Source organism: Apilactobacillus xinyiensis, from assembly GCF_019656235.1.
GTDB classification, from domain to species: Bacteria; Bacillota; Bacilli; order Lactobacillales; family Lactobacillaceae; genus Apilactobacillus; species Apilactobacillus xinyiensis.
Map to the genome: position 1 here is coordinate 13,794 of NZ_BPLL01000004.1, position 19,827 is coordinate 33,620.

A 19,827-nucleotide genomic window follows, 5' to 3' on the forward strand; every position below is an offset into this window, starting at 1 on the left:
ATCGTCAGATAATACAATTATGTCTGACGATTTTATAATATAATAAATACAAAAAATGAGGTGTTATTTATGAACAATGGTAAAAAGAAAATGACTAAATCAATCAGTGACAAGTTATTAACTGGAACTTTAGGTGGTCTTGCTGAATATTTTGGTTGGAACTCTACGGTAGTAAGAATTGTATTTGTAGTTTTATCTATATTTCCTGGACACCTATTTGCAGGTGCACTTGTATATATAGCAATGATGGTTATAATTCCTAATGATTATTCTAGTTTTAACAATTTTGGTGGTTTTGGAAATCAAGATTCATATGACAATTCAGATAGTAGTGGCAGAAAAGTTATTCATGATGTTGAAGAACATGATAAACGTAATTAATTATATAAAGAAGTTGATTATTAATGAGATTTATTATTAGATTGGTAATTAATGCTATTTTATTTATGGCTGTGGCTAATTTTTTTCAAAATAGCTTTTATGTATCAAACGCTAAAATAGCCTTAATTGCTGCATTTGTATTGGCAATTATTAATGCTACGATTAAACCGGTAATTAAAATTGTTTCGTGGCCAATTAATGTTTTAACGTTAGGTTTGTTTAGTATTGTAGTGAATGGCTTAATGCTTGAAATAACGTCTTTTATCGTAGGCAATAATTTTTATTTTGCTTCTTTTAGTATGGCGATGATAGTTGCAATTATTATATCGATTTGTAATGTTGTTGTTTCTGATGTATAGCTTCTGCTATAAAAGTGATAAAATTTACTATATAAAAAGACGTTAGGAGACGTATAAATGACTGAAAAAGTCTTTGTTGATGACCTGGTAAATAATACTCATTTAAGTATTTATTATGGTCAAGATTACTTAAATCGACAAATTACAACTAGCGATATATCACGTCCCGGTTTGGAATTAACTGGATATTTTAACTACTATCCAGCGCGTAGAATTCAATTGTTAGGTATTACAGAGACTTCTTATGCTAAGGGTATGAGTACAACTGACTTATATGATGTTATGCAAAAGATGTGTCAACCAGAAACTCCAGCTTTTGTTATTTCTACACAGTTAGATCCACCGGCTGAATTAATTAGGGCTGCTAAAGAAGAGCATATTCCAATTCTAGGTTCAAAATTAACTACTTCTAGAGTTTTAAGCAATATGACTAATTACTTAGAAGGTCGTTTAGCTGAACGTAAATCGATTCATGGTGTTTTGGTTGATGTTTATGGATTAGGAGTATTAATTACTGGAGATTCTGGAATTGGGAAAAGTGAAACAGCCCTAGAGTTAGTTAAAAGAGGGCATCGTTTAATTGCTGATGATCGAGTTGAAGTTTATCAGCAAGATGAGCAAACATTAATAGGACAAGCTCCCAGAATTCTTAGGCATCTTTTAGAAATTCGTGGAATTGGAATTATTGATGTTATGAATTTATTTGGTGCTGGAGCGGTGCGTTCTAAAACAAAAGTTGATTTGATCGTGCATTTAGAAAATTGGTCTGCAGATACACCATATGATCGATTAGGTAATGCTAACGAAACTAGACGGATTTTTGATGTAGATGTGCAAAAAATAAACATTCCAGTTAAAACTGGACGTAATTTAGCCATAATTATTGAAGCTGCGGCTATGAACTTTAGAGCTAAATCTATGGGATATGACGCAACTAAAGTTTTTGATGAAAATTTGAATAATTTGATTAAAGAAAATGGTTTGAAAAAATAGGATTTGGAGATGAAAAAGTGGCTTATATGGCTTTAAATCCGATTGCTATTCATATTGGTGGAATTCAAGTTCATTGGTATGGAATTTTTATAGCAAGTGCGGTTATGCTGGCGGTTTATTTATCCATTTTAGAAGGTAAGCATCATGGTATTGAGTCTGATAACATATATGATATGATTTTATTAGCATTACCTACTGCGGTTATCTGTGCCAGAATATACTATGTAGCATTTCAGTGGGGATATTATCAAAATCACTTAGATGAAATCATTAGAATTTGGGATGGCGGAATTGCCATTTATGGTGCGCTAATTGGATCGGCAATTGTTGTATACTTATACTGTCGAAATAAATTTATACCAGTTTGGCTTATGTTAGATGTAATTGCACCGACTGTTATTTTGGGTCAGGCAATTGGTCGTTGGGGTAACTTTATGAACCAGGAAGCTTTTGGTCAAATTACCAGCTTATCGTTTTTAAATAGTTTACATTTACCGCATTTTATAATTCAGCAAATGTTCATCCAAGGTGCTTATCGACAACCTACGTTCCTATATGAATCAATTTGGAGTCTGTTAGGTTTTGTTATCTTAATGAATTTAAGGCATGTGCCAAACTTTTTAAAACGTGGTGAGACAACGTTACTATATATTGTTTGGTATGCTTTTGGAAGATTTTTTGTTGAAGGAATGCGTACTGATAGTTTAGTAGTATTTTATGATATTCGAGTTTCACAAATATTATCATTTATTTTGTTTTTTGTAGCGATTATTTTACTAATTTATCGTCGAAGAAAATATAATGATTTGCCTTTGTATTGTAAAGATAAGATAGTTAATATTTAAAATATAAAATTATAAGGAGCGTCAATTAATGACAGAAAAAATTGCAGTTTTAGGTGCCGGTTCATGGGGAAGTATGTTGGCTAATATTTTAGATGAAAATGGACATGATGTTAGACTATGGTCATATAACCCTAAACAGGTAGAAGAGTTAAATACTCAACACACTAATTCTAGATATATGAAAGATTTTATCTATTCAAAATCTTTAACCGCGTATTCAGATATGCAAGAAGCCGTTAAAGATGTAGACGATATTTTACTAGTGGTGCCTGCACAAGTTACACGTTCAGTAGCTCAAAAATTAAATGTTATTTTAGATTCTATGAGTATTAAACCTAACATCATTCATGGAAGTAAGGGAATTGAACAGAAAACTTACAAACGCATGTCTGAAGTTTTAGCTGAAGAAATTAGTGCTGAAAATCGCAGTGGAATTGCGGTTATTTCTGGACCTAGTCAAGCTGAAGATGTTGCTAAGCATGATATTACTTTGGTTACGGCTGCTTCTAGTGATATTAAAGTAGCTGAACATTTTCAACAATTATTTATGAATAACTACTTTAGAGTTTATACAAATGACGATATCATTGGAGTTGAAATTGGCGCTGCTTTGAAAAATATTATTGCATTAGGTGCTGGTGCTTTATACGGATTAGGCTATGGTGATAATGCTAAAGCAGCCTTAATGACTAGAGGATTAGCTGAAATTTCTCGTTTAGGGACTTCATTTGGTGCTAATCCATTAACATTTACTGGTTTATCAGGTTTCGGCGATGTAATCGTTACTGCCACAAGTAGTGATTCTAGAAATTGGCGTGCCGGATATCAACTAGGTAAGGGTGAAAAACTAGATGATGTAGTTAAAAATATGGGAATGGTAATTGAAGGTGTTGCAACTACTCAAGCAGCTTATGAATTAGCTAAACAACGTGGTATTGACATGCCTATAACTTCAGCTATTTATAATGTTATTAACGAAAATGTTAGTGTTAAAGATGCAATTGCCAAATTAATGCTACGTGAAGGACGTTCCGAACTAGAATAAATTTTAGGAGTTTATGATATTATGAAAAAAATTAAAAAAGCTATTATACCAGCAGCAGGATTAGGAACTCGCTTTTTACCAGAAACTAAAGCAATGCCTAAAGAAATGTTACCAGTGGTAGATACTCCTGCTATTCAATTGATTGTTGAGGAAGCTAAAGCATCTGGAATTACAGACATTTTGATTATTATTGGTAAAGGTAAACGTGCCATTGAGGATCATTTTGACTCCAATACTGAACTAGAACTTAATTTAGCAGAAAAACATAAAGATAAAATGCTAGAAGCAGTACAAAAAACAAATGGATTGAATATTTACTTTAAACGTCAAGCGCATCCTAATGGCTTGGGGGATGCAGTACATACTGCAAAGAGTTTTGTTGGTGATGATCCCTTTGTAATTATGTTGGGTGATGACCTAATGCAATCGGATGTGCCACTTACTAAACAATTAATTGATAGTTATGAACAAACTAGTGCCTCTACATTAGCTGTAATGCGTGTTCCACATGAAGAAACTTCTAAGTATGGAGTTATTAATCCAACTAAAGAAATTTCAGATGGTTTATATGATGTTACCAGTTTTGTAGAAAAGCCGGCTCCAGAAGATGCACCTAGTGATTTAGCTATTATTGGTAGATATTTGTTAACTCCTAAAATTTTTGAAATTTTAGAAAATACTAAACCTGGTAAAGGTAATGAAATTCAGTTAACTGATGCAATCGATACTTTGAACAAAACTGATAAAGTTTATGCACATGAATTCAAAGGTTCACGTTTTGATACTGGTAATAAATTTAGCTGGTTAAAAACTAACATTGAATTTGGTTTGAAACATCCAGAAGTTTCAGAACAATTAAAATCTTACATCAAAGAATTAGCTGAAAAAATAAATACTGACGAAAAGTAAGTCAAATTAGTGGAAAAATATTTCACTTCATAGTAAATTCTTATTATTAGAATAAAGGAGGTAGCTGATGAAAAAATATGATGTTATAGTTATCGGTGCTGGACCTGGTGGAATGACTAGTGCTTTATATGCATCTAGAGCTAATTTATCAGTTTTAATGATTGACCGGGGAATTTATGGTGGTCAAATGAATAATACGGCTGATATCGAAAACTATCCTGGTTTTAAATCTATTTTAGGACCGGACTTATCTAAAAAAATGTATGAAAGTGCTACTGGATTTGGTGCTGAATATGCTTATGGAACAGTTCAATCGGTTGAAGATAAGGGTAGCTTTAAGATTGTTCGTACTGATAATGATGAATATGAAACTTCTGTTTTAATCATTGGAACTGGTTCTCAATATCGTAAACTGGGTGTGCCGGGTGAAGAAGAATATGGTGGACGTGGAGTATCATATTGTGCAGTCTGTGATGGTGCTTTCTTTAGAAATAAAGAAGTAATTGTCGTAGGTGGCGGTGATTCTGCTATCCAAGAAAGTCTTTATTTGTCTAACTTAGCATCTAAAGTAACGGTTATTCACAGACGTGATCAATTAAGAGCTCAAAAAGTGCTACAAGATCGTGCTTTTGCTGACGACAAGATTAACTTTGTATGGAATTCTAATGTTACTGAAATTACTGGTGATGGTAATAAAGTTAACGGAGTTAAAGTTTTAAACACAAAGGATAATTCTGAAAGCACAGTTGATGCTAACGGTTTATTTATATATGTTGGAAATACACCAATGACTGATCCATTTAAATCTTTAGGAATTACAGATGAAAAGGGCTGGATTCCAACTAATGAACGAATGGAAACCAAGGTACCAGGTATTTTTGCAATTGGGGATGTTCGAGCTAAAGAACTTCGTCAAATTGCGACTGCAGTTGGTGACGGTGGTATTGCTGGACAAAATGCTTTCGAATATATTCAATCAAATAACTAAAACAAAAAGAGTTGATTCAATCAACTCTTTTTGTTTTGTGTTTTAATAGAAGATAAGATTAATGTAGAAAGTATGTTCGTATGTTAAAATATTTTTGAATAATTTTCGAATTTTTTTCATTAAATTTTGAGGAGGTAATTTTAGGTGGAAATAAAGCGACAAAATAATCTTAAATTTGATTTAGTTTCAAAATATAAACCTACTGGTGATCAACCAGAAGCAATTAAACAGCTTACTAATGGGGTTGAAAATGGTGAGAAATCACAAGTGCTGTTAGGAGCTACTGGAACTGGAAAAACTTTTACTATTTCTAATGTAATTAAAAACGTTAATAAACCAACTTTAATTTTATCGCATAATAAAACTTTAGCTGGTCAATTATACAGTGAATTTAAAGAATTCTTTCCTAATAATGCGGTGGAATATTTTGTTAGCTATTATGACTATTATCAACCTGAGGCTTACGTTCCATCTAGTGATACCTATATTGAAAAAGACTCTTCAATTAATGATGAAATCGATAAATTAAGACATGCGGCTACTAGTTCATTATTAGAGAGAAATGATGTAATAGTTGTAGCATCAGTGTCTTCTATTTTTGGTTTAGGTGATCCTAAAGAATATTTTAAAAATACGATTATGCTAAAAGTCGGAGAGAATTTAGAGCGTGATGATTTATTAAGAAAGTTAGTAGACATTCAATTTGATCGCAATGATATCGATTTTCAACGTGGACGCTTTAGGGTTCGTGGAGATATAGTAGATATTTTCCCAGCTTCTGGAGATGAAAATGCCTATCGAATTGAGTTCTTTGGGGATGAAATTGATTCTATTAAAGAAATTGATACTTTAACCGGTGAAGTAGTGGCTAATGACCCTAAAGTAATTATTTTCCCAGCTACACACTTCTTAGCTAGTGATGATAACATGAAACAAGCTTTGACCGGTATAAAAGAAGAAATGAATACGCAAGTAGCTAAGTTTGAAAAAGAAGGTAAACTTTTAGAAGCACAAAGGTTAAAGCAAAGAACTACTTATGATATTGAAATGATGGCTGAAATGGGATATACCAATGGAATTGAAAACTATTCTAGATATATGGACAAACGTAAGCCGGGTGAACCGCCTTATACCTTATTAGATTTCTTTCCAGATGATTTCTTATTAGTAGTCGATGAGTCACATCAAACCATTCCACAGGTTGGTGGTATGTACAACGGTGATAAGGCTCGTAAAGAACAGTTAATAAAGTATGGTTTTAGATTACCAAGTGCTTTGGATAATCGTCCCTTAAAGCTACCAGAGTTTGAACATCGTATAAACCAAGCTATTTATATGTCAGCAACTCCTGGGCCGTATGAATTAGAACATACACCTAAAAACGATGTGGCTCAACAAATCATTAGACCTACTGGATTATTAGATCCAACAGTTGAAGTTAGACCAATTATGGGTCAAATGGATGACTTAGTAGGCGAAATTAATAAACGAATTGAAGCTAATGAACGTACTTTTGTCACTACTTTAACTAAAAAAATGGCCGAAGATTTGACGGACTATTTAAAAGAATTAGGTATTAGAGTTGAATATTTGCATTCAGATATTAAAACTTTAGAGAGAACTAAAATTATTCGAAATTTGCGACTTGGTAAGTTTGATGTTTTAGTTGGAATCAATTTACTACGTGAAGGAATTGATGTTCCAGAAGTATCTTTGGTAGCAATTCTAGATGCCGATAAAGAAGGATTTTTAAGAAATGAGCGTTCTTTAATTCAAACTATTGGACGTGCAGCTCGAAACGAGCATGGTTCTGTAATTATGTATGCAGATACTGTAACTAAATCAATGGATAGAGCCATTAAAGAAACTGCTAGAAGAAGAAAAATTCAAAATGATTATAATGTTGAACATGGTATTGTTCCACATACTATTAAAAAGCCTATTCGAGATTTAATTAGATATGGTGAAAAAGTTGATTCGAACTCTAGTGGAGATACATTTGTAGAAACAGACTTCCAAAAGATGTCTAAGAAAGAACAAAAAGAACTTTTGGGGAATTTACAAAAACAAATGCAGAATGCTGCTAAACAATTAAATTTTGAAGAAGCAGCTACCTTAAGAGATACAATTGTTGAATTAACAGGTGAAATGGATTAGTGAGGTGTTTTTGTGTTAGATAAAAATATAGTTATTCGTGGTGCTAGAGCGCACAATTTAAAAGATGTAAATGTGACAATTCCTAAAAATACATTAACCGTAATGACGGGACTTTCAGGTTCCGGTAAAAGTTCTTTAGCCTTTGACACATTATATGCTGAAGGACAACGTCGTTATGTAGAGAGTCTTTCTTCGTATGCTAGACAATTTTTAGGTCAAATGGATAAACCAGATGTAGATTCTATTGAGGGGCTTAGTCCTGCCATTTCTATAGACCAAAAAACAACCTCAAAAAATCCACGTTCAACCGTAGGAACGGTTACTGAAATTAATGATTATTTTAGACTACTTTGGGCACGTGTAGGAACTCCGTTTTGTCCTAATGATGGTACTAAAATTACTAGTCAATCGATTGATCAAATGGTTGATGAAATTACACAATTGCCAGAACGTACTAAATTACAAATATTGTCACCAATAGTTAGAGATCGCAAAGGTCAACATAAAAAAGTCTTAGATAAAGTAAAAAAAGAAGGCTTTGTTAGAGTTAGAATCGATGGACAAGTTTATGGGATTGATGATGCTATTGAACTAGACAAAAATAAACGTCATAATATTGAAATTGTAATTGACAGAATTGTTGTTAAAAATGGCATTAACTCAAGATTATCAGATTCGCTAGAAACAGCTTTACGATTAAGTGGTGGTTATGCAACTGCTAATGTTTTAGACGATGAAATTGATGATTTATTGTTTTCTGAACACTATGCTTGTCCAATTTGTGGATTTACAATTAGTGATTTAGAACCACGTTTATTTTCATTCAATTCACCATTAGGTGCCTGTCCAGATTGTGATGGGTTAGGTAGTAAGTTAGAAGTTGATAAAGATTTAATTGTTCCAGATGATACTAAAACTTTAAATGATGGTGCAATTGATCCATGGAATCCCATCAGTTCTCAATTTTATCCACACATGTTGGAACAAGCATGTAAAGCTTTTAAGATTGATATGGACGTTCCATATAAAAAGTTAACTAAAAAGCAAAAAGATTTATTAATGTATGGTTCAGGAAACAAGGAATTTCATTTTCACTATAAGAGTGGTTTTGGTGGAGTTAAAGATACTGACGCACCTTTTGAAGGGGTTATTAATAATATTGATCGTCGCTATCATCAAACTAATAGTGATTTCACCAGAGAACAAATGAAAAAATATATGACTGAATTAACTTGTCAAACTTGTGGTGGATATCGATTAAATCGTGAAGCCCTTAGTGTCAAGATTAACAAAATGAGTATTAGTGAAATATCAGCCTTTAATGTTGCTAAGGAACTAGATTTCTTTAATAATTTAGAATTTGGAGCTAAAGACAGTGTTATTGCCAAACCGATATTAAAAGAAATTATTGATCGTTTAACTTTCTTAAAAAATGTTGGTCTAGACTATTTAACTTTATCCAGATCAGCTAGTACATTATCTGGTGGGGAAGCTCAAAGAATTCGTTTGGCTACGCAAATTGGTTCTAATTTATCAGGGGTACTTTACGTTTTAGATGAACCTTCAATTGGATTACATCAACGTGATAATGCGCGTTTAATTTCATCACTAAAGGCTATGCGTGATTTAGGAAATACGTTGGTAGTAGTAGAACATGATGAAGATACAATGTTAGCAGCCGATTACATTGTAGATGTGGGACCAGGAGCTGGATCTAATGGTGGTAAGATTATGGCTGCAGGTACACCGAAAGAAGTTAGTCAAAATAAGCAATCTATTACTGGAAAATATCTGTCGGGTGATAAGTTTATTCCGGTGCCATTACAAAGACGTAAAGGAAATGGTAAGCATATTAAAGTGAAGGGGGCTGCTGAAAATAACCTTAAAAATATTGATGTAGATTTTCCCTTAGGCAAATTAGATGTGGTTACAGGGGTTTCTGGTTCTGGGAAATCCACCCTAGTTAATCGTATTTTAAAACGTGCTTTGGCACAAAAACTTAACCATAATTCTGAAAAGCCGGGTAAATATAAATCGATTTCAGGTTATAAAAATATCGATAAAATTATTAATATTGATCAAAGTCCTATTGGAAGAACTCCTCGTAGTAATCCAGCTACCTATACAGGCGTATTTGATGATATTAGAGAATTATTTTCACAGACTAACGAAGCTAAATTAAGAGGATATCAAAAAGGTCGTTTTAGTTTTAACGTTAAAGGTGGTCGCTGCGAAACTTGTCACGGTGATGGAATCTTAAAAATCGAAATGAATTTCTTACCAGATGTATATGTACCTTGTGAAGTTTGTCATGGTAAAAGATATAATGCCGAGACCTTGGAAGTTGAGTATAAGGGTAAAAATATTGCAGATGTCTTAGATATGACAGTTGATGATGCTTTAATGTTTTTTAATGCGATTCCTAAAATAACTAGAAAACTTGAAATTATTCAAGAAGTTGGTTTGGGCTATGTAAAGTTAGGGCAATCAGCTACTACGCTTTCTGGTGGAGAAGCTCAAAGAATGAAGCTTTCTTCCGAATTGTATAAGAAATCTAATGGAAACAATATGTATATTTTAGATGAGCCCACAATTGGTTTGCATACAGATGATGTTAAAAGATTATTAGCAGTATTACAAAAGTTAGTTGATAACGGTAATACTGTATTAATTATTGAGCATAATTTGGACGTTATTAAATGTGCAGATTATTTGATTGATTTAGGTCCAGAAGGTGGTGATGGTGGTGGAACCATTGTTGCTAAAGGAACGCCGGAACAAGTAACTAAAGTTAAGAATAGTTATACAGGTAAATACTTATTACCGGTACTTAAGAGAGATACTGAACGTACAAAAAAACAATAGTTTAGTTATGAAGCTTTTACTATGAAATTTAAAGAAAAGTTAGTTGTAATTACAGGAATGAGTGGTGCAGGTAAAACAGTTGCAGTCCAAGCCTTTGAAGATATTGGATATTTTTGCGTGGATAACATGCCACCATCGTTAATACCTAAGTTTATTGAATTAGTACACTCTTCAGGTAAAATTCATAAAATTGCTCTGGTTATGGATTTACGTTCACAAGTGTTTCACAATGAAATTGTGGACACTCTTTTTGATTTGGCTAAACCCAATAATAACTTTCATGTTATCTTTTTAGATGCTAGCAATGATGTGTTAGTTTCAAGATATAAAGAAAAAAGGCGCTCACATCCAATGGATCGACAAGGGCGTATTTTAGATGGTATTGTCAAAGAACGTAAACTATTGAACAATATAAAGGGCTTTGCTCAAGAAGTAGTAAATACTAGTAGCATGTCACCTAATCAATTACGTAAAGCAATTCAAAAACAATTTAATAATGAAAATAGCAACATCATGGATATTCAAATTATGTCTTTTGGATTTAAATATGGTTTACCAGTTGATGCTGACTTAGTTATGGATGTTAGATTTTTACCAAATCCATATTATGACAATAAATTGAGGTATTTGACGGGATTAGATCAACCGGTATATGATTATGTCTTTAAGCAACCAGATACCGAAGTTTTTTATCATAAATTATATGACTTAATTTCCTATTTAGTGCCGCGGTATAAAAAAGAGGGTAAACCTAGTTTAACAATTGCAATTGGTTGTACTGGTGGTCAGCATCGTTCAGTTGCAATTGTTGAAAAATTAGCCAGTAATTTATCTAATGAGTTTAAAAGTATCCATGTAAGTCATCGTGATTTGAGTAAATCTGAAAGGACGGTTGATAATAAATGAAAAGTCCTTTAGAAAGTATGCCTAAAGTAGTGGTTATTGGTGGAGGAACCGGATTACCAGTCATTTTAGACAAATTAAAAAATGAGCCAGTAGATATTACGGCAGTTGTTACGGTTGCTGATGATGGCGGTTCTTCAGGAAAGCTTAGGGAATGTGCAGGGGCAGTTCCACCAGGTGATATTAGAAATGTATTAGTAGCATTATCTAAATTACCCAAAGCTCAATTAGATATCTTTCAACATCGCTTTGGTGCAAGCGATGGATTTTTAGCTGGACATCCTTTAGGGAATTTGATTATTACAGCCATATCTGAAAAATATGGTGGTATATCTGAAGCGGTAGCAACGCTAAGTACATTGATGCACATCAAAGGGCATGTATTTCCAGCTAGCAATGATACATTAACTTTAAGCGCCAGTTTCACAGATGGAACCCGTGTTAGTGGAGAATCTGAAATTACTCATGCTAATAAATTAATTAAGAATCTTCATTTATCAGTTAAAAATAGTGATAAAATTCCTATGGCTAATTCCAACGTCATTGATGCAATATTAAATGCTGATCAAATTGTATTAGGGCCAGGTAGTGTTTTTACTAGCATTTTACCTAATTTAATGATTCCAAATTTAAAAGCTGCAGTTTTAAAATCTAGGGCTAAGGTAGTTTATATTTGTAACATTATGACTCAAAAAGGTGAAACAGATGGTTTAACAGATGCTGAACATGTCAAAATATTAAATGACTACTTAGGTGCACAAGTTATTGATGTTGTGTTAGTAAATCAAACCGAAGTACCGGATATGTATATTGATAAGAAAAAATGGGATGAAATATCACAGCCAGTGGAACATGACGCTAAGGGTTTAGAGTTGCAAAACTGTGATTGTATTTTAGATAATTTCTTAAAATTAGAAAATAGTGGAGCTTTTCATGATGGTAAAAAAGTTACCCAAAAACTCATGCATATTTTAGGTCAAGAAGGGAAGTGAAGACGCTTGTCTTATGCTAGTGAGGTAAAAAAAGAACTAACAACCTTAGATGTACATTTAGCAAATGCTAAGGCTGAATTAATTGCTTTGATTAGGATGAATGGCTCAATTTCCATTGGCTCACACAAAGTGGTTTTGAACATTCAAACTGAAAATCCAGCGATTGCTCGTAGAATATATAAATTAATTTTAAAATTTTATGAAGTTGAAAGTAAATTAATCGTTAGAAAGAAAATGAAACTGAATAAAAACAATTTATATATTGTTCGAATTAAAGATCAAACTCGTTATATTTTAAGTGATTTAGGTATTTTAAGTAATACATTACAACTTTTAGAAAGAGTGCCAGCTGAATTGCTCAAAAACGATTCACAAGTTCGTTCATATTTGAGAGGAGCTTTTTTAGCTAGTGGTTCGGTTAATAATCCTGAAACTTCACGTTATCATTTAGAAATATATTCTTTGTATGAAGATCATAATGAAATGATTTCAGAGATGATGAATAATTATGGATTAAATTCTAGAACAACTGAAAGACGTAGTGGTTATATTACTTATTTAAAAGAAGCCGAAAAGATTGCTAACTTTTTACAATTAATTGGTGCTACTAATTCAATGCTAAAGTTTGAAGATGTACGAATTATGCGAGATATGCGTAATTCAGTAAATCGATTAGTGAATTGCGAAAACGCTAATATGAACAAGGTAGCTAATGCCTCAACAAAACAAATTGAGAACATTAAATATATTGAAAATTCCGTTGGGCTGGATAAACTTCCTGAAAAACTTTATGAAGTAGCAGTTACTAGAATTAACAATAAAGAAGTTAGTTTAAAGGAACTTGGCGAAATGTTACCTAATGGTCCCATATCTAAATCTGGAATTAATCATCGCTTACGTAAAATAAATGACTTTGCTGAGAATATTAAAAAAGAAATGGATTATGCATAAAAAAGACCCCAGTCAAATGACTGAGGTCTTTTTATTAATATATTATTTTAATTATTTGCGTTCAGAACTGTTAGTCATAATACTATCAAGAAGTCCATAATCAACAGCTTCTTGAGCTGTTAAGTAATGATCACGTTCAGTATCTTGGTTAACCTTTTCAATAGGTTGACCAGAATTTTCAGAAAGCAATTCATTAATCATTTTACGTGCATTCAAGATAGCTTCGGCAGCAATTTCAATTTCAGTTTGTTGACCTTGAGCGCCACCAGAAGGTTGGTGAATCAATACTTGTGAATGTGGTAAAGCAAAACGTTTACCCTTAGTACCAGATGATGCTAACACACTGGCCATTGAGGCAGCCATTCCCATAACGATGGTTTGAACGTCTGCTTTAATAAATTTCATAGTATCGTAAATAGCCATTCCAGCAGTAATAACACCACCGGGAGAGTTGATATATAGATAAATATCTTTTTCTGAATCTTGAGCGTCCAAGAATAATAGTTGGGCAATAATTGTGTTTGCCATATTATCTTCAATTGGACCAGATAACATAATAATACGGTCTTTTAATAATCTTGAATAAATATCATAAGCGCGTTCGCCACCAGATGTTTGTTCAATAACAGTTGGAACTAAAGTCATATTGTTTTCCTCCTTGTGCTTTTATTATCAACACATAACTGTGATGATTTTATCTTATAGGTCAATCAAGGTCAAATATTCTGCCTTGAAACTATTATACTATAAAATTAATGCACTTGGAGAGAATCGAACTCTCATTATAAGAACCGGAATCTTATGTGCTATCCGTTACACTACAAGTGCAATACACTTAAATTAGAGTATATTAATAGCTATAAAAATTCAAGTTTTTGAATATAAAAGAATTAATATTTGCAAAGTAAAAAAACCATTGATATACTTATTCATGTACGGAAAATGATTGTATTATTTTGGCTATCGTTTTACATAGTTTAAAGTGGTAATAAGATCCCGTACTGCTTAAAAAATAATATTTATCTTATTTCCTAAAAGGAGGAAAACAGTATGACTGTAAAGATTGGTATTAATGGTTTTGGACGTATTGGACGTTTAGCATTCAAACGTATCCACGAACTAAACTCAAGCGATATTGAAGTTGCTGCTATTAATGATTTAACAACACCTTCAATGCTAGCTTACTTATTAAAATATGATTCAACACATGGTAAATTCCCTAGTGAAGTTTCAGCTACTGAAAAGGGTATCGTTGTTGACGGTAAGGAAATTCCAGTTTACGCTGAAAAGAACGCTGCTGACCTACCATGGGTTAAAAATGATGGTGTTGACTTTGTACTAGAATGTACAGGTTTCTACACATCTGCAGAAAAATCACAAGCTCACTTAGATGCTGGTGCAAAACGAGTATTAATTTCAGCACCTGCTGGTGACATTAAGACTGTTGTTCCAGAAGTTAACTTGGACTCACTTTCAGCTGACGACAAGATTGTATCTGCTGGTTCATGTACTACAAGTTGTTTAGCACCAATGGCTTACTGGTTAAACAAAGACTTTGGTCTTAAAGCTGGTACTATGACAACTATTCATGCATTTACTTCTACACAAGCTATCTTAGATGGCCCTAGAGGTAAGAAATTCAGAAATAACCGTACTGCTTCAACTAACACTATTCCTCATTCAAGTGGTGCTGCTAAAGCTATCGGTTTAGTAATTCCTGAATTAAATGGTCATTTACAAGGTCACGCACAACGTGTTGGTGTTGTTGATGGTTCATTAACAGAATTAGTTTCTGTTCTAGACAAGAAAGTAACTGCTGAAGACATTAACTCAGCAATGAAGAAACATACTGAAAACAACCCTGCCTTCGGTTACACTGAAGACCCAATTGTTTCATCAGATATCATTGGTGACTCACACGGTTCAGTATTTGATCCAGAACAAACTGAAATCACAGAAAATGGTGATACTCAATTAGTTAAGACCGTTGCTTGGTACGATAACGAATGGGGATTCACATGTAACATGGTTCGTACTTTGTTACACTTTGCTACTCTTTAATTTTAAAGAATTAATTAAATAGCAAATCGGTGGAGGAGGCAATTGCTTCCTCCATTTTTATATATAATAACTATTACAATATATAAAACTTTTGAATTTATCATTCAAATGAAGTATATTGTGATAGAAAGATGTTTTACTACTATACTGTTTGGGAGGTATCTAAATTGGCTAAAACAATTATTTCTGATTTAGATTTACAAGATAAAAAAGTATTGATGCGTGTGGACTTTAACGTTCCCGTATCTGACGGAGTTGTGGGTGACGATAACCGTATCGTTGCTGCACTTCCAACAATCAATTATGTTATTGAACATGGTGGAAAGGCTATCTTATTCTCACATCTTGGCAGAATTAAGAGTGAAGACGACAAAAAAGGTTTATCATTACGTCCAGTTGCTGAAAAGTTATCTAAGTTAATTAATAAACCAGTAACTTTTGTTCCAGCTACAGAAGGTAAACAATTAGAAGATGCTATCAACAATATGAATGATGGTGAAATTGTTCTTGTTGAAAACACTCGTTACGAAGATGTTGTAAATGGTGAACAAGTAAAACGCGAATCTGGTAATGATCCTAAATTAGGTGAATACTGGGCTTCACTAGGTGATTGTTTCGTAAACGATGCATTCGGTACTGCTCACCGTTCACATGCTTCAAACGTTGGAATTGCTAAGGCAATGGAAGCTGCAGGCAAACCTGTAGCTGGTGGTTTCTTAATTGAAAAAGAAATCAAGTTCTTAGGCGATGCTGTTAACAATCCAGAACGTCCATTCGTTGCCATTTTAGGTGGAGCAAAGGTTTCAGATAAAATTGGTGTAATTGACCACTTACTTGAAAAAGCTGATAAAATTATTATCGGTGGTGGAATGACTTACACATTCTACGCTGCTATGGGTCATAAGATTGGTAACTCACTTGTTGAAAAAGATAAGATTGAAGTTGCTAAAAATATCTTAGACAAAGCTGGCGACAAGTTAGTATTACCTGTTGATTCAGTTGTAGCACCAAAATTTGATAACAATGTTGAAACACAAGTTGTTGGTGAAGATATTCCTGATGGTCAAATGGCATTGGACATTGGTCCTAAATCAGTAGAATTATTTGAAGGCGTTCTAAAAACTGCCAAAACTGTTGTTTGGAATGGACCTATGGGTGTATTTGAAATGAGCAACTTTGCTAAGGGTACTTTAGCTATTGGTAAGTTCTTAGGTGACTTAAAAGAAGCAACTACTATTGTTGGTGGTGGTGATTCTACAGCCGCTGTTAAAGAATTAGGTGTTTCTGATAAATTAACTCATATTTCAACTGGTGGTGGAGCTTCATTAGCTTACTTAGAAGGAGATACTCTTCCAGGTATTGCTGCACTTTCAGATAAATAATATTTCTAAAAAAAGCTTGATTTTATCAAGCTTTTTTTATTTAAAAACTAAATAACTTTTAATTTTAATATATATTACTACCATATTTATATATATTGATGTAATCTATTGTTACTAGCGCAAATAATTATTAGGGAGGAATATTATGAGAATTCCCTTTATAGCTGGTAATTGGAAAATGAATTTAACATTATCAGAAGCTGAAAATTTTGTGAAAATAGTTAGTGATAAACTACCTGATGCTGATAAAATAGAAACAGCTATAGCAGCATCACCACTGTTTTTACCTTCAATGATTAAATTAAGTAAAGACAGTCCATTAAAAATAGCTGCACAAAATTGTTTTTATAAAGATAGTGGTGCATACACTGGAGAAGTTAGTCCAATGACTTTAAAAGACATTGGAGTATCGTATGTTATTCTAGGACACTCTGAGCGTAGACGTTATTTTCATGAAACTAATAAAATGATTAATTTAAAAGTCCTATCTGTTTTAAAAAATGGAATGTCACCGATTATTGGATGTGACGAAAAGATGAGTAAAATTAAATCAAATCACCATATGAAATGGTTAGATAATCCAGTATCTGAAGCCTTACGAGGAGTTAGTGCAGAAGATATGTCTAAAGTATTGATTGCATATGAACCTAGTTGGGCAATAGGAACTGGTCGTGCTGCTAGTAAAGAAGAAGCTGAAGATGGTTGTTCATTAATTCGAACTACAATTTCTGAACTATATAGTCCACAAATAGCTGATCAAGTTAGAATTCTATATGGCGGTAGTGTTTCTGATAAAAATGTTGCTAATTTAATGCAGTGCCCTGATATTGATGGTGTTTTAGCCGGTAAAGCTAGTTTGCAACCTGAAAAATTTCTTAAGCTTTTAAACTATCAAAAATAAAAAATGTTGCTTTTATGATTAATTTTTATTGAAACTTTGCCATTAAACTAATAAAATGAAATTAGCCTTGATTTTGTTGAGGTAACAACTTTCATTAAGGAGAGAATAAAATGTCAATTATTTCCGATATTTACGCTCGAGAAGTACTAGATTCTCGTGGAAACCCTACAGTTGAAGTAGAACTATATACCGAAACAGGTGCTATGGGACGTGGAATCGTTCCATCAGGTGCATCTACTGGTGAACACGAAGCTGTTGAACTACGTGATGGTGACAAGAGTCGCTACATGGGTAAAGGTGTAACTAAAGCTGTTGACAATGTTAATAACATTATTGCTAAAGAAATCGTTGGTTACGATGTAACTGATCAATTAGCAATTGACCAAGCTATGATTAAATTAGATGGTACTCCTAACAAAGGTAAGCTAGGTGCTAACGCTATTTTAGGTGTTTCACTAGCTGCTGCACGTGCTGCTGCTGATGAATTAGGTGTTCCATTGTACAACTACTTTGGTGGATTTAATGCACATCTACTACCAACACCAATGATGAACGTTATCAATGGTGGTAAACATGCTAACAACAAGGTTGACTTCCAAGAATTCATGATTATGCCTGTTGGTGCAAAGAGTGTTAAAGAAGCTATTCGTATGGGTTCAGAAACATTCCATAACTTGAAGGCTATTTTAAATGAACAAGGTTACTCAACTGCCGTTGGTGATGAAGGTGGTTTTGCTCCTGACTTGAAGAACAATGAAGAACCATTTGAAATTTTAGTTGAAGCTATCCAACGTGCTGGTTACAAACCAGGTAAAGATGTTTCAATTGCTTTTGATTGTGCTGCTTCTGAATTCTACAATGCTGAAACTAAGAAATACGAATTAGTAGGTGATGGTAAATCATACTCTGCTGATGAATTTGTTACTTTACTTGAAAGCTTAGTTGACAAATACCCAATAATTTCTATTGAAGATCCTTTGAATGAAAACGAATGGGAAGATTGGCAAATGGCTACTAAACGTTTGGGCAAAAAAGTTCAAATCGTTGGTGATGACCTATTTGTTACAAACACTGATTACCTACGTAAGGGTATCAAGATGGGTGTTGCTAACTCAATCTTAATCAAACTTAACCAAATCGGTACTTTAACGGAAACTGTTGAAGCTGTAAGAATGGCTAAAGAAGCTGGTTACACAGCTGTTATTTCACACCGTTCTGGTGAAACTGAAGACACAACTATTTCTGATTTAGTTGTTGCTTTAAATGCTGGTCAAATTAAGACTGGTTCAATGAGTCGTGGCGAACGTATCGCTAAGTACAACCAATTAATGAGAATCGAAGACCAATTAGGTAGCGTTTCTGATTACAAAGGTGTACACTCATTCTACAACTTAAGTGAAGAAGCAAGAGAAAATATTATTAACAAATAATATTTAATCAATATTATATAAAAACATCGTTCAGAATTTTTCTGGGCGATGTTTTTTTAGTTTTAGATTTATTTTTTAACGTATGTATTCTTACAATAAAAAATAGGGGATAGATATGTTTAGTGGAAAAAGATTGATTTTTAGTTTGTTAGTGATATTTTTTAGTTTAAGTTTTTCATCGTTTATTGTTCGTGCAGATAATGCACAATATCGCAAAAGAATTATCAAGACGGTACAAGATGACGATGGTTTAAGACATCGGGTAGTCGAAGATGATTTTTTTGACGATAATTTAGATGTTAAAAAAATTAATGGATTTACTTTTTACAAAAGTATTATTTTAAACGGAACTTATTGCTATCTTTATAACGGAAATAAAACTAATTTAACAGTTAAATATATGGATAACTATAATAGTTTAGTTTTAGAAAAGAATTTAAGTAAAATTTCAGTTGGTGGATCTTATAACCTCAAATATAAATTAGATGATCAATTTAAGATATGTGATTCTGAACAATTAAATGGAATATTAGATTCAGAAAACAAAACTTTGATTATTAAGTGCATTAATTTACAAAAAACAATTGATAATGATGCAAGAGATAACCATAGCAGTAAGGAAAATAATAATTCTGAAAAAGCAGATAAATCAAATGATGTAGCAG

17 protein-coding genes, 1 tRNA gene and 1 pseudogene are annotated in these 19,827 nt (G+C 33.0%); 17 read left to right on the plus strand and 2 right to left on the minus strand.

Annotated features, from left to right (window positions below):
* Positions 1–69: 69 nt before the first annotated feature.
* The 12 genes from K5Q11_RS01795 (at position 70) to whiA (ending at position 13,388) form a co-directional block, all read left to right on the plus strand.
* On the plus strand, positions 70–381 hold the full coding sequence (locus K5Q11_RS01795; RefSeq protein ID WP_220727922.1) for a PspC domain-containing protein: 312 nt from the start codon (positions 70–72) through the stop codon (positions 379–381).
* A gap of 23 nt (positions 382–404) precedes the next feature.
* Entirely contained in the window at positions 405–740 is a 336-nt protein-coding gene (locus tag K5Q11_RS01800) for a phage holin family protein (protein ID WP_220751017.1), read from the plus strand.
* 57 nt (positions 741–797) lie between these two features.
* Positions 798–1,733 carry an HPr(Ser) kinase/phosphatase gene (hprK, locus tag K5Q11_RS01805; RefSeq protein WP_220727920.1) on the plus strand — a complete coding sequence of 312 codons (936 nt, stop codon included), beginning with the start codon at positions 798–800 and terminating at the stop codon, positions 1,731–1,733.
* 26 nt (positions 1,734–1,759) lie between these two features.
* Positions 1,760–2,578 (plus strand): prolipoprotein diacylglyceryl transferase, encoded by an 819-nt coding sequence (gene lgt / locus K5Q11_RS01810; RefSeq protein ID WP_220751030.1) that lies wholly within the window; start codon positions 1,760–1,762, stop codon positions 2,576–2,578.
* Positions 2,579–2,606: 28 nt separating this feature from the next.
* Entirely contained in the window at positions 2,607–3,623 is a 1,017-nt protein-coding gene (locus K5Q11_RS01815; protein ID WP_220751018.1) for an NAD(P)H-dependent glycerol-3-phosphate dehydrogenase, read from the plus strand.
* Between the two features lie 21 nt (positions 3,624–3,644).
* Positions 3,645–4,532 carry a UTP--glucose-1-phosphate uridylyltransferase GalU gene (gene galU / locus K5Q11_RS01820; RefSeq protein ID WP_220751019.1) on the plus strand — a complete coding sequence of 296 codons (888 nt, stop codon included), beginning with the start codon at positions 3,645–3,647 and terminating at the stop codon, positions 4,530–4,532.
* A gap of 64 nt (positions 4,533–4,596) precedes the next feature.
* Entirely contained in the window at positions 4,597–5,520 is a 924-nt protein-coding gene (trxB, locus tag K5Q11_RS01825; protein WP_220751031.1) for a thioredoxin-disulfide reductase, read from the plus strand.
* A 144-nt stretch (positions 5,521–5,664) separates the two neighbouring features.
* The gene (gene uvrB / locus K5Q11_RS01830; protein WP_373311474.1) at positions 5,665–7,677 is read left to right on the plus strand and encodes an excinuclease ABC subunit UvrB; all 2,013 of its coding nucleotides are present in this window, start codon (positions 5,665–5,667) and stop codon (positions 7,675–7,677) included.
* Positions 7,678–7,689: 12 nt separating this feature from the next.
* The gene (gene uvrA, locus K5Q11_RS01835; protein ID WP_220751020.1) at positions 7,690–10,542 is read left to right on the plus strand and encodes an excinuclease ABC subunit UvrA; all 2,853 of its coding nucleotides are present in this window, start codon (positions 7,690–7,692) and stop codon (positions 10,540–10,542) included.
* 21 nt (positions 10,543–10,563) lie between these two features.
* Positions 10,564–11,448 (plus strand): RNase adapter RapZ, encoded by an 885-nt coding sequence (gene rapZ / locus K5Q11_RS01840; protein ID WP_220751021.1) that lies wholly within the window; start codon positions 10,564–10,566, stop codon positions 11,446–11,448.
* Positions 11,445–12,437 (plus strand): gluconeogenesis factor YvcK family protein, encoded by a 993-nt coding sequence (locus K5Q11_RS01845; RefSeq protein ID WP_220751022.1) that lies wholly within the window; start codon positions 11,445–11,447, stop codon positions 12,435–12,437. The genes rapZ and K5Q11_RS01845 overlap by 4 nt, the downstream gene beginning before the upstream one ends.
* A gap of 6 nt (positions 12,438–12,443) precedes the next feature.
* Entirely contained in the window at positions 12,444–13,388 is a 945-nt protein-coding gene (gene whiA, locus K5Q11_RS01850) for a DNA-binding protein WhiA (protein ID WP_220751023.1), read from the plus strand.
* Positions 13,389–13,439: 51 nt separating this feature from the next.
* Here the strand turns inward: whiA and K5Q11_RS01855 are convergent.
* Positions 13,440–14,036, minus strand: a pseudogene (locus K5Q11_RS01855) (ATP-dependent Clp protease proteolytic subunit); the annotation flags it as partial.
* Between the two features lie 108 nt (positions 14,037–14,144).
* Positions 14,145–14,216: transfer RNA gene (locus tag K5Q11_RS01860), tRNA-Arg, on the minus strand.
* Positions 14,217–14,438: 222 nt separating this feature from the next.
* Here K5Q11_RS01860 and gap point away from each other — a divergent pair.
* From gap to K5Q11_RS01885, 5 genes are all read left to right on the plus strand, one after another.
* Positions 14,439–15,449, plus strand: a complete 1,011-nt coding sequence (gene gap / locus K5Q11_RS01865) for a type I glyceraldehyde-3-phosphate dehydrogenase (protein WP_220751024.1) — start codon at positions 14,439–14,441, stop codon at positions 15,447–15,449.
* A 167-nt stretch (positions 15,450–15,616) separates the two neighbouring features.
* Positions 15,617–16,831 carry a phosphoglycerate kinase gene (locus K5Q11_RS01870; protein WP_220727911.1) on the plus strand — a complete coding sequence of 405 codons (1,215 nt, stop codon included), beginning with the start codon at positions 15,617–15,619 and terminating at the stop codon, positions 16,829–16,831.
* Between the two features lie 145 nt (positions 16,832–16,976).
* A complete protein-coding gene (gene tpiA / locus K5Q11_RS01875; RefSeq protein ID WP_220751025.1) occupies positions 16,977–17,732 on the plus strand; it encodes a triose-phosphate isomerase in 756 nt (251 codons plus the stop codon).
* Positions 17,733–17,842: 110 nt separating this feature from the next.
* Positions 17,843–19,162, plus strand: coding sequence for a phosphopyruvate hydratase (eno, locus tag K5Q11_RS01880; protein ID WP_220751026.1), 1,320 nt, complete (start codon positions 17,843–17,845; stop codon positions 19,160–19,162).
* 115 nt (positions 19,163–19,277) lie between these two features.
* The coding region (locus K5Q11_RS01885; RefSeq protein ID WP_220751027.1) for a hypothetical protein at positions 19,278–19,827 on the plus strand (550 nt) is incomplete at its 3' end.

Bases quoted from the DNA above. Each gene is read 5' to 3' on its own strand.
- K5Q11_RS01795 (WP_220727922.1), top strand. From the start codon at position 70: ATGAACAATGGTAAAAAGAAAATGACTAAATCAATCAGTGACAAGTTA.
- K5Q11_RS01800 (WP_220751017.1), top strand. From the start codon at position 405: ATGAGATTTATTATTAGATTGGTAATTAATGCTATTTTATTTATGGCT.
- hprK (WP_220727920.1), top strand. From the start codon at position 798: ATGACTGAAAAAGTCTTTGTTGATGACCTGGTAAATAATACTCATTTA.
- lgt (WP_220751030.1), top strand. From the start codon at position 1,760: ATGGCTTTAAATCCGATTGCTATTCATATTGGTGGAATTCAAGTTCAT.
- K5Q11_RS01815 (WP_220751018.1), top strand. From the start codon at position 2,607: ATGACAGAAAAAATTGCAGTTTTAGGTGCCGGTTCATGGGGAAGTATG.
- galU (WP_220751019.1), top strand. From the start codon at position 3,645: ATGAAAAAAATTAAAAAAGCTATTATACCAGCAGCAGGATTAGGAACT.
- rapZ (WP_220751021.1), top strand. From the start codon at position 10,564: ATGAAATTTAAAGAAAAGTTAGTTGTAATTACAGGAATGAGTGGTGCA.
- K5Q11_RS01845 (WP_220751022.1), top strand. From the start codon at position 11,445: ATGAAAAGTCCTTTAGAAAGTATGCCTAAAGTAGTGGTTATTGGTGGA.
- gap (WP_220751024.1), top strand. From the start codon at position 14,439: ATGACTGTAAAGATTGGTATTAATGGTTTTGGACGTATTGGACGTTTA.
- tpiA (WP_220751025.1), top strand. From the start codon at position 16,977: ATGAGAATTCCCTTTATAGCTGGTAATTGGAAAATGAATTTAACATTA.
- eno (WP_220751026.1), top strand. From the start codon at position 17,843: ATGTCAATTATTTCCGATATTTACGCTCGAGAAGTACTAGATTCTCGT.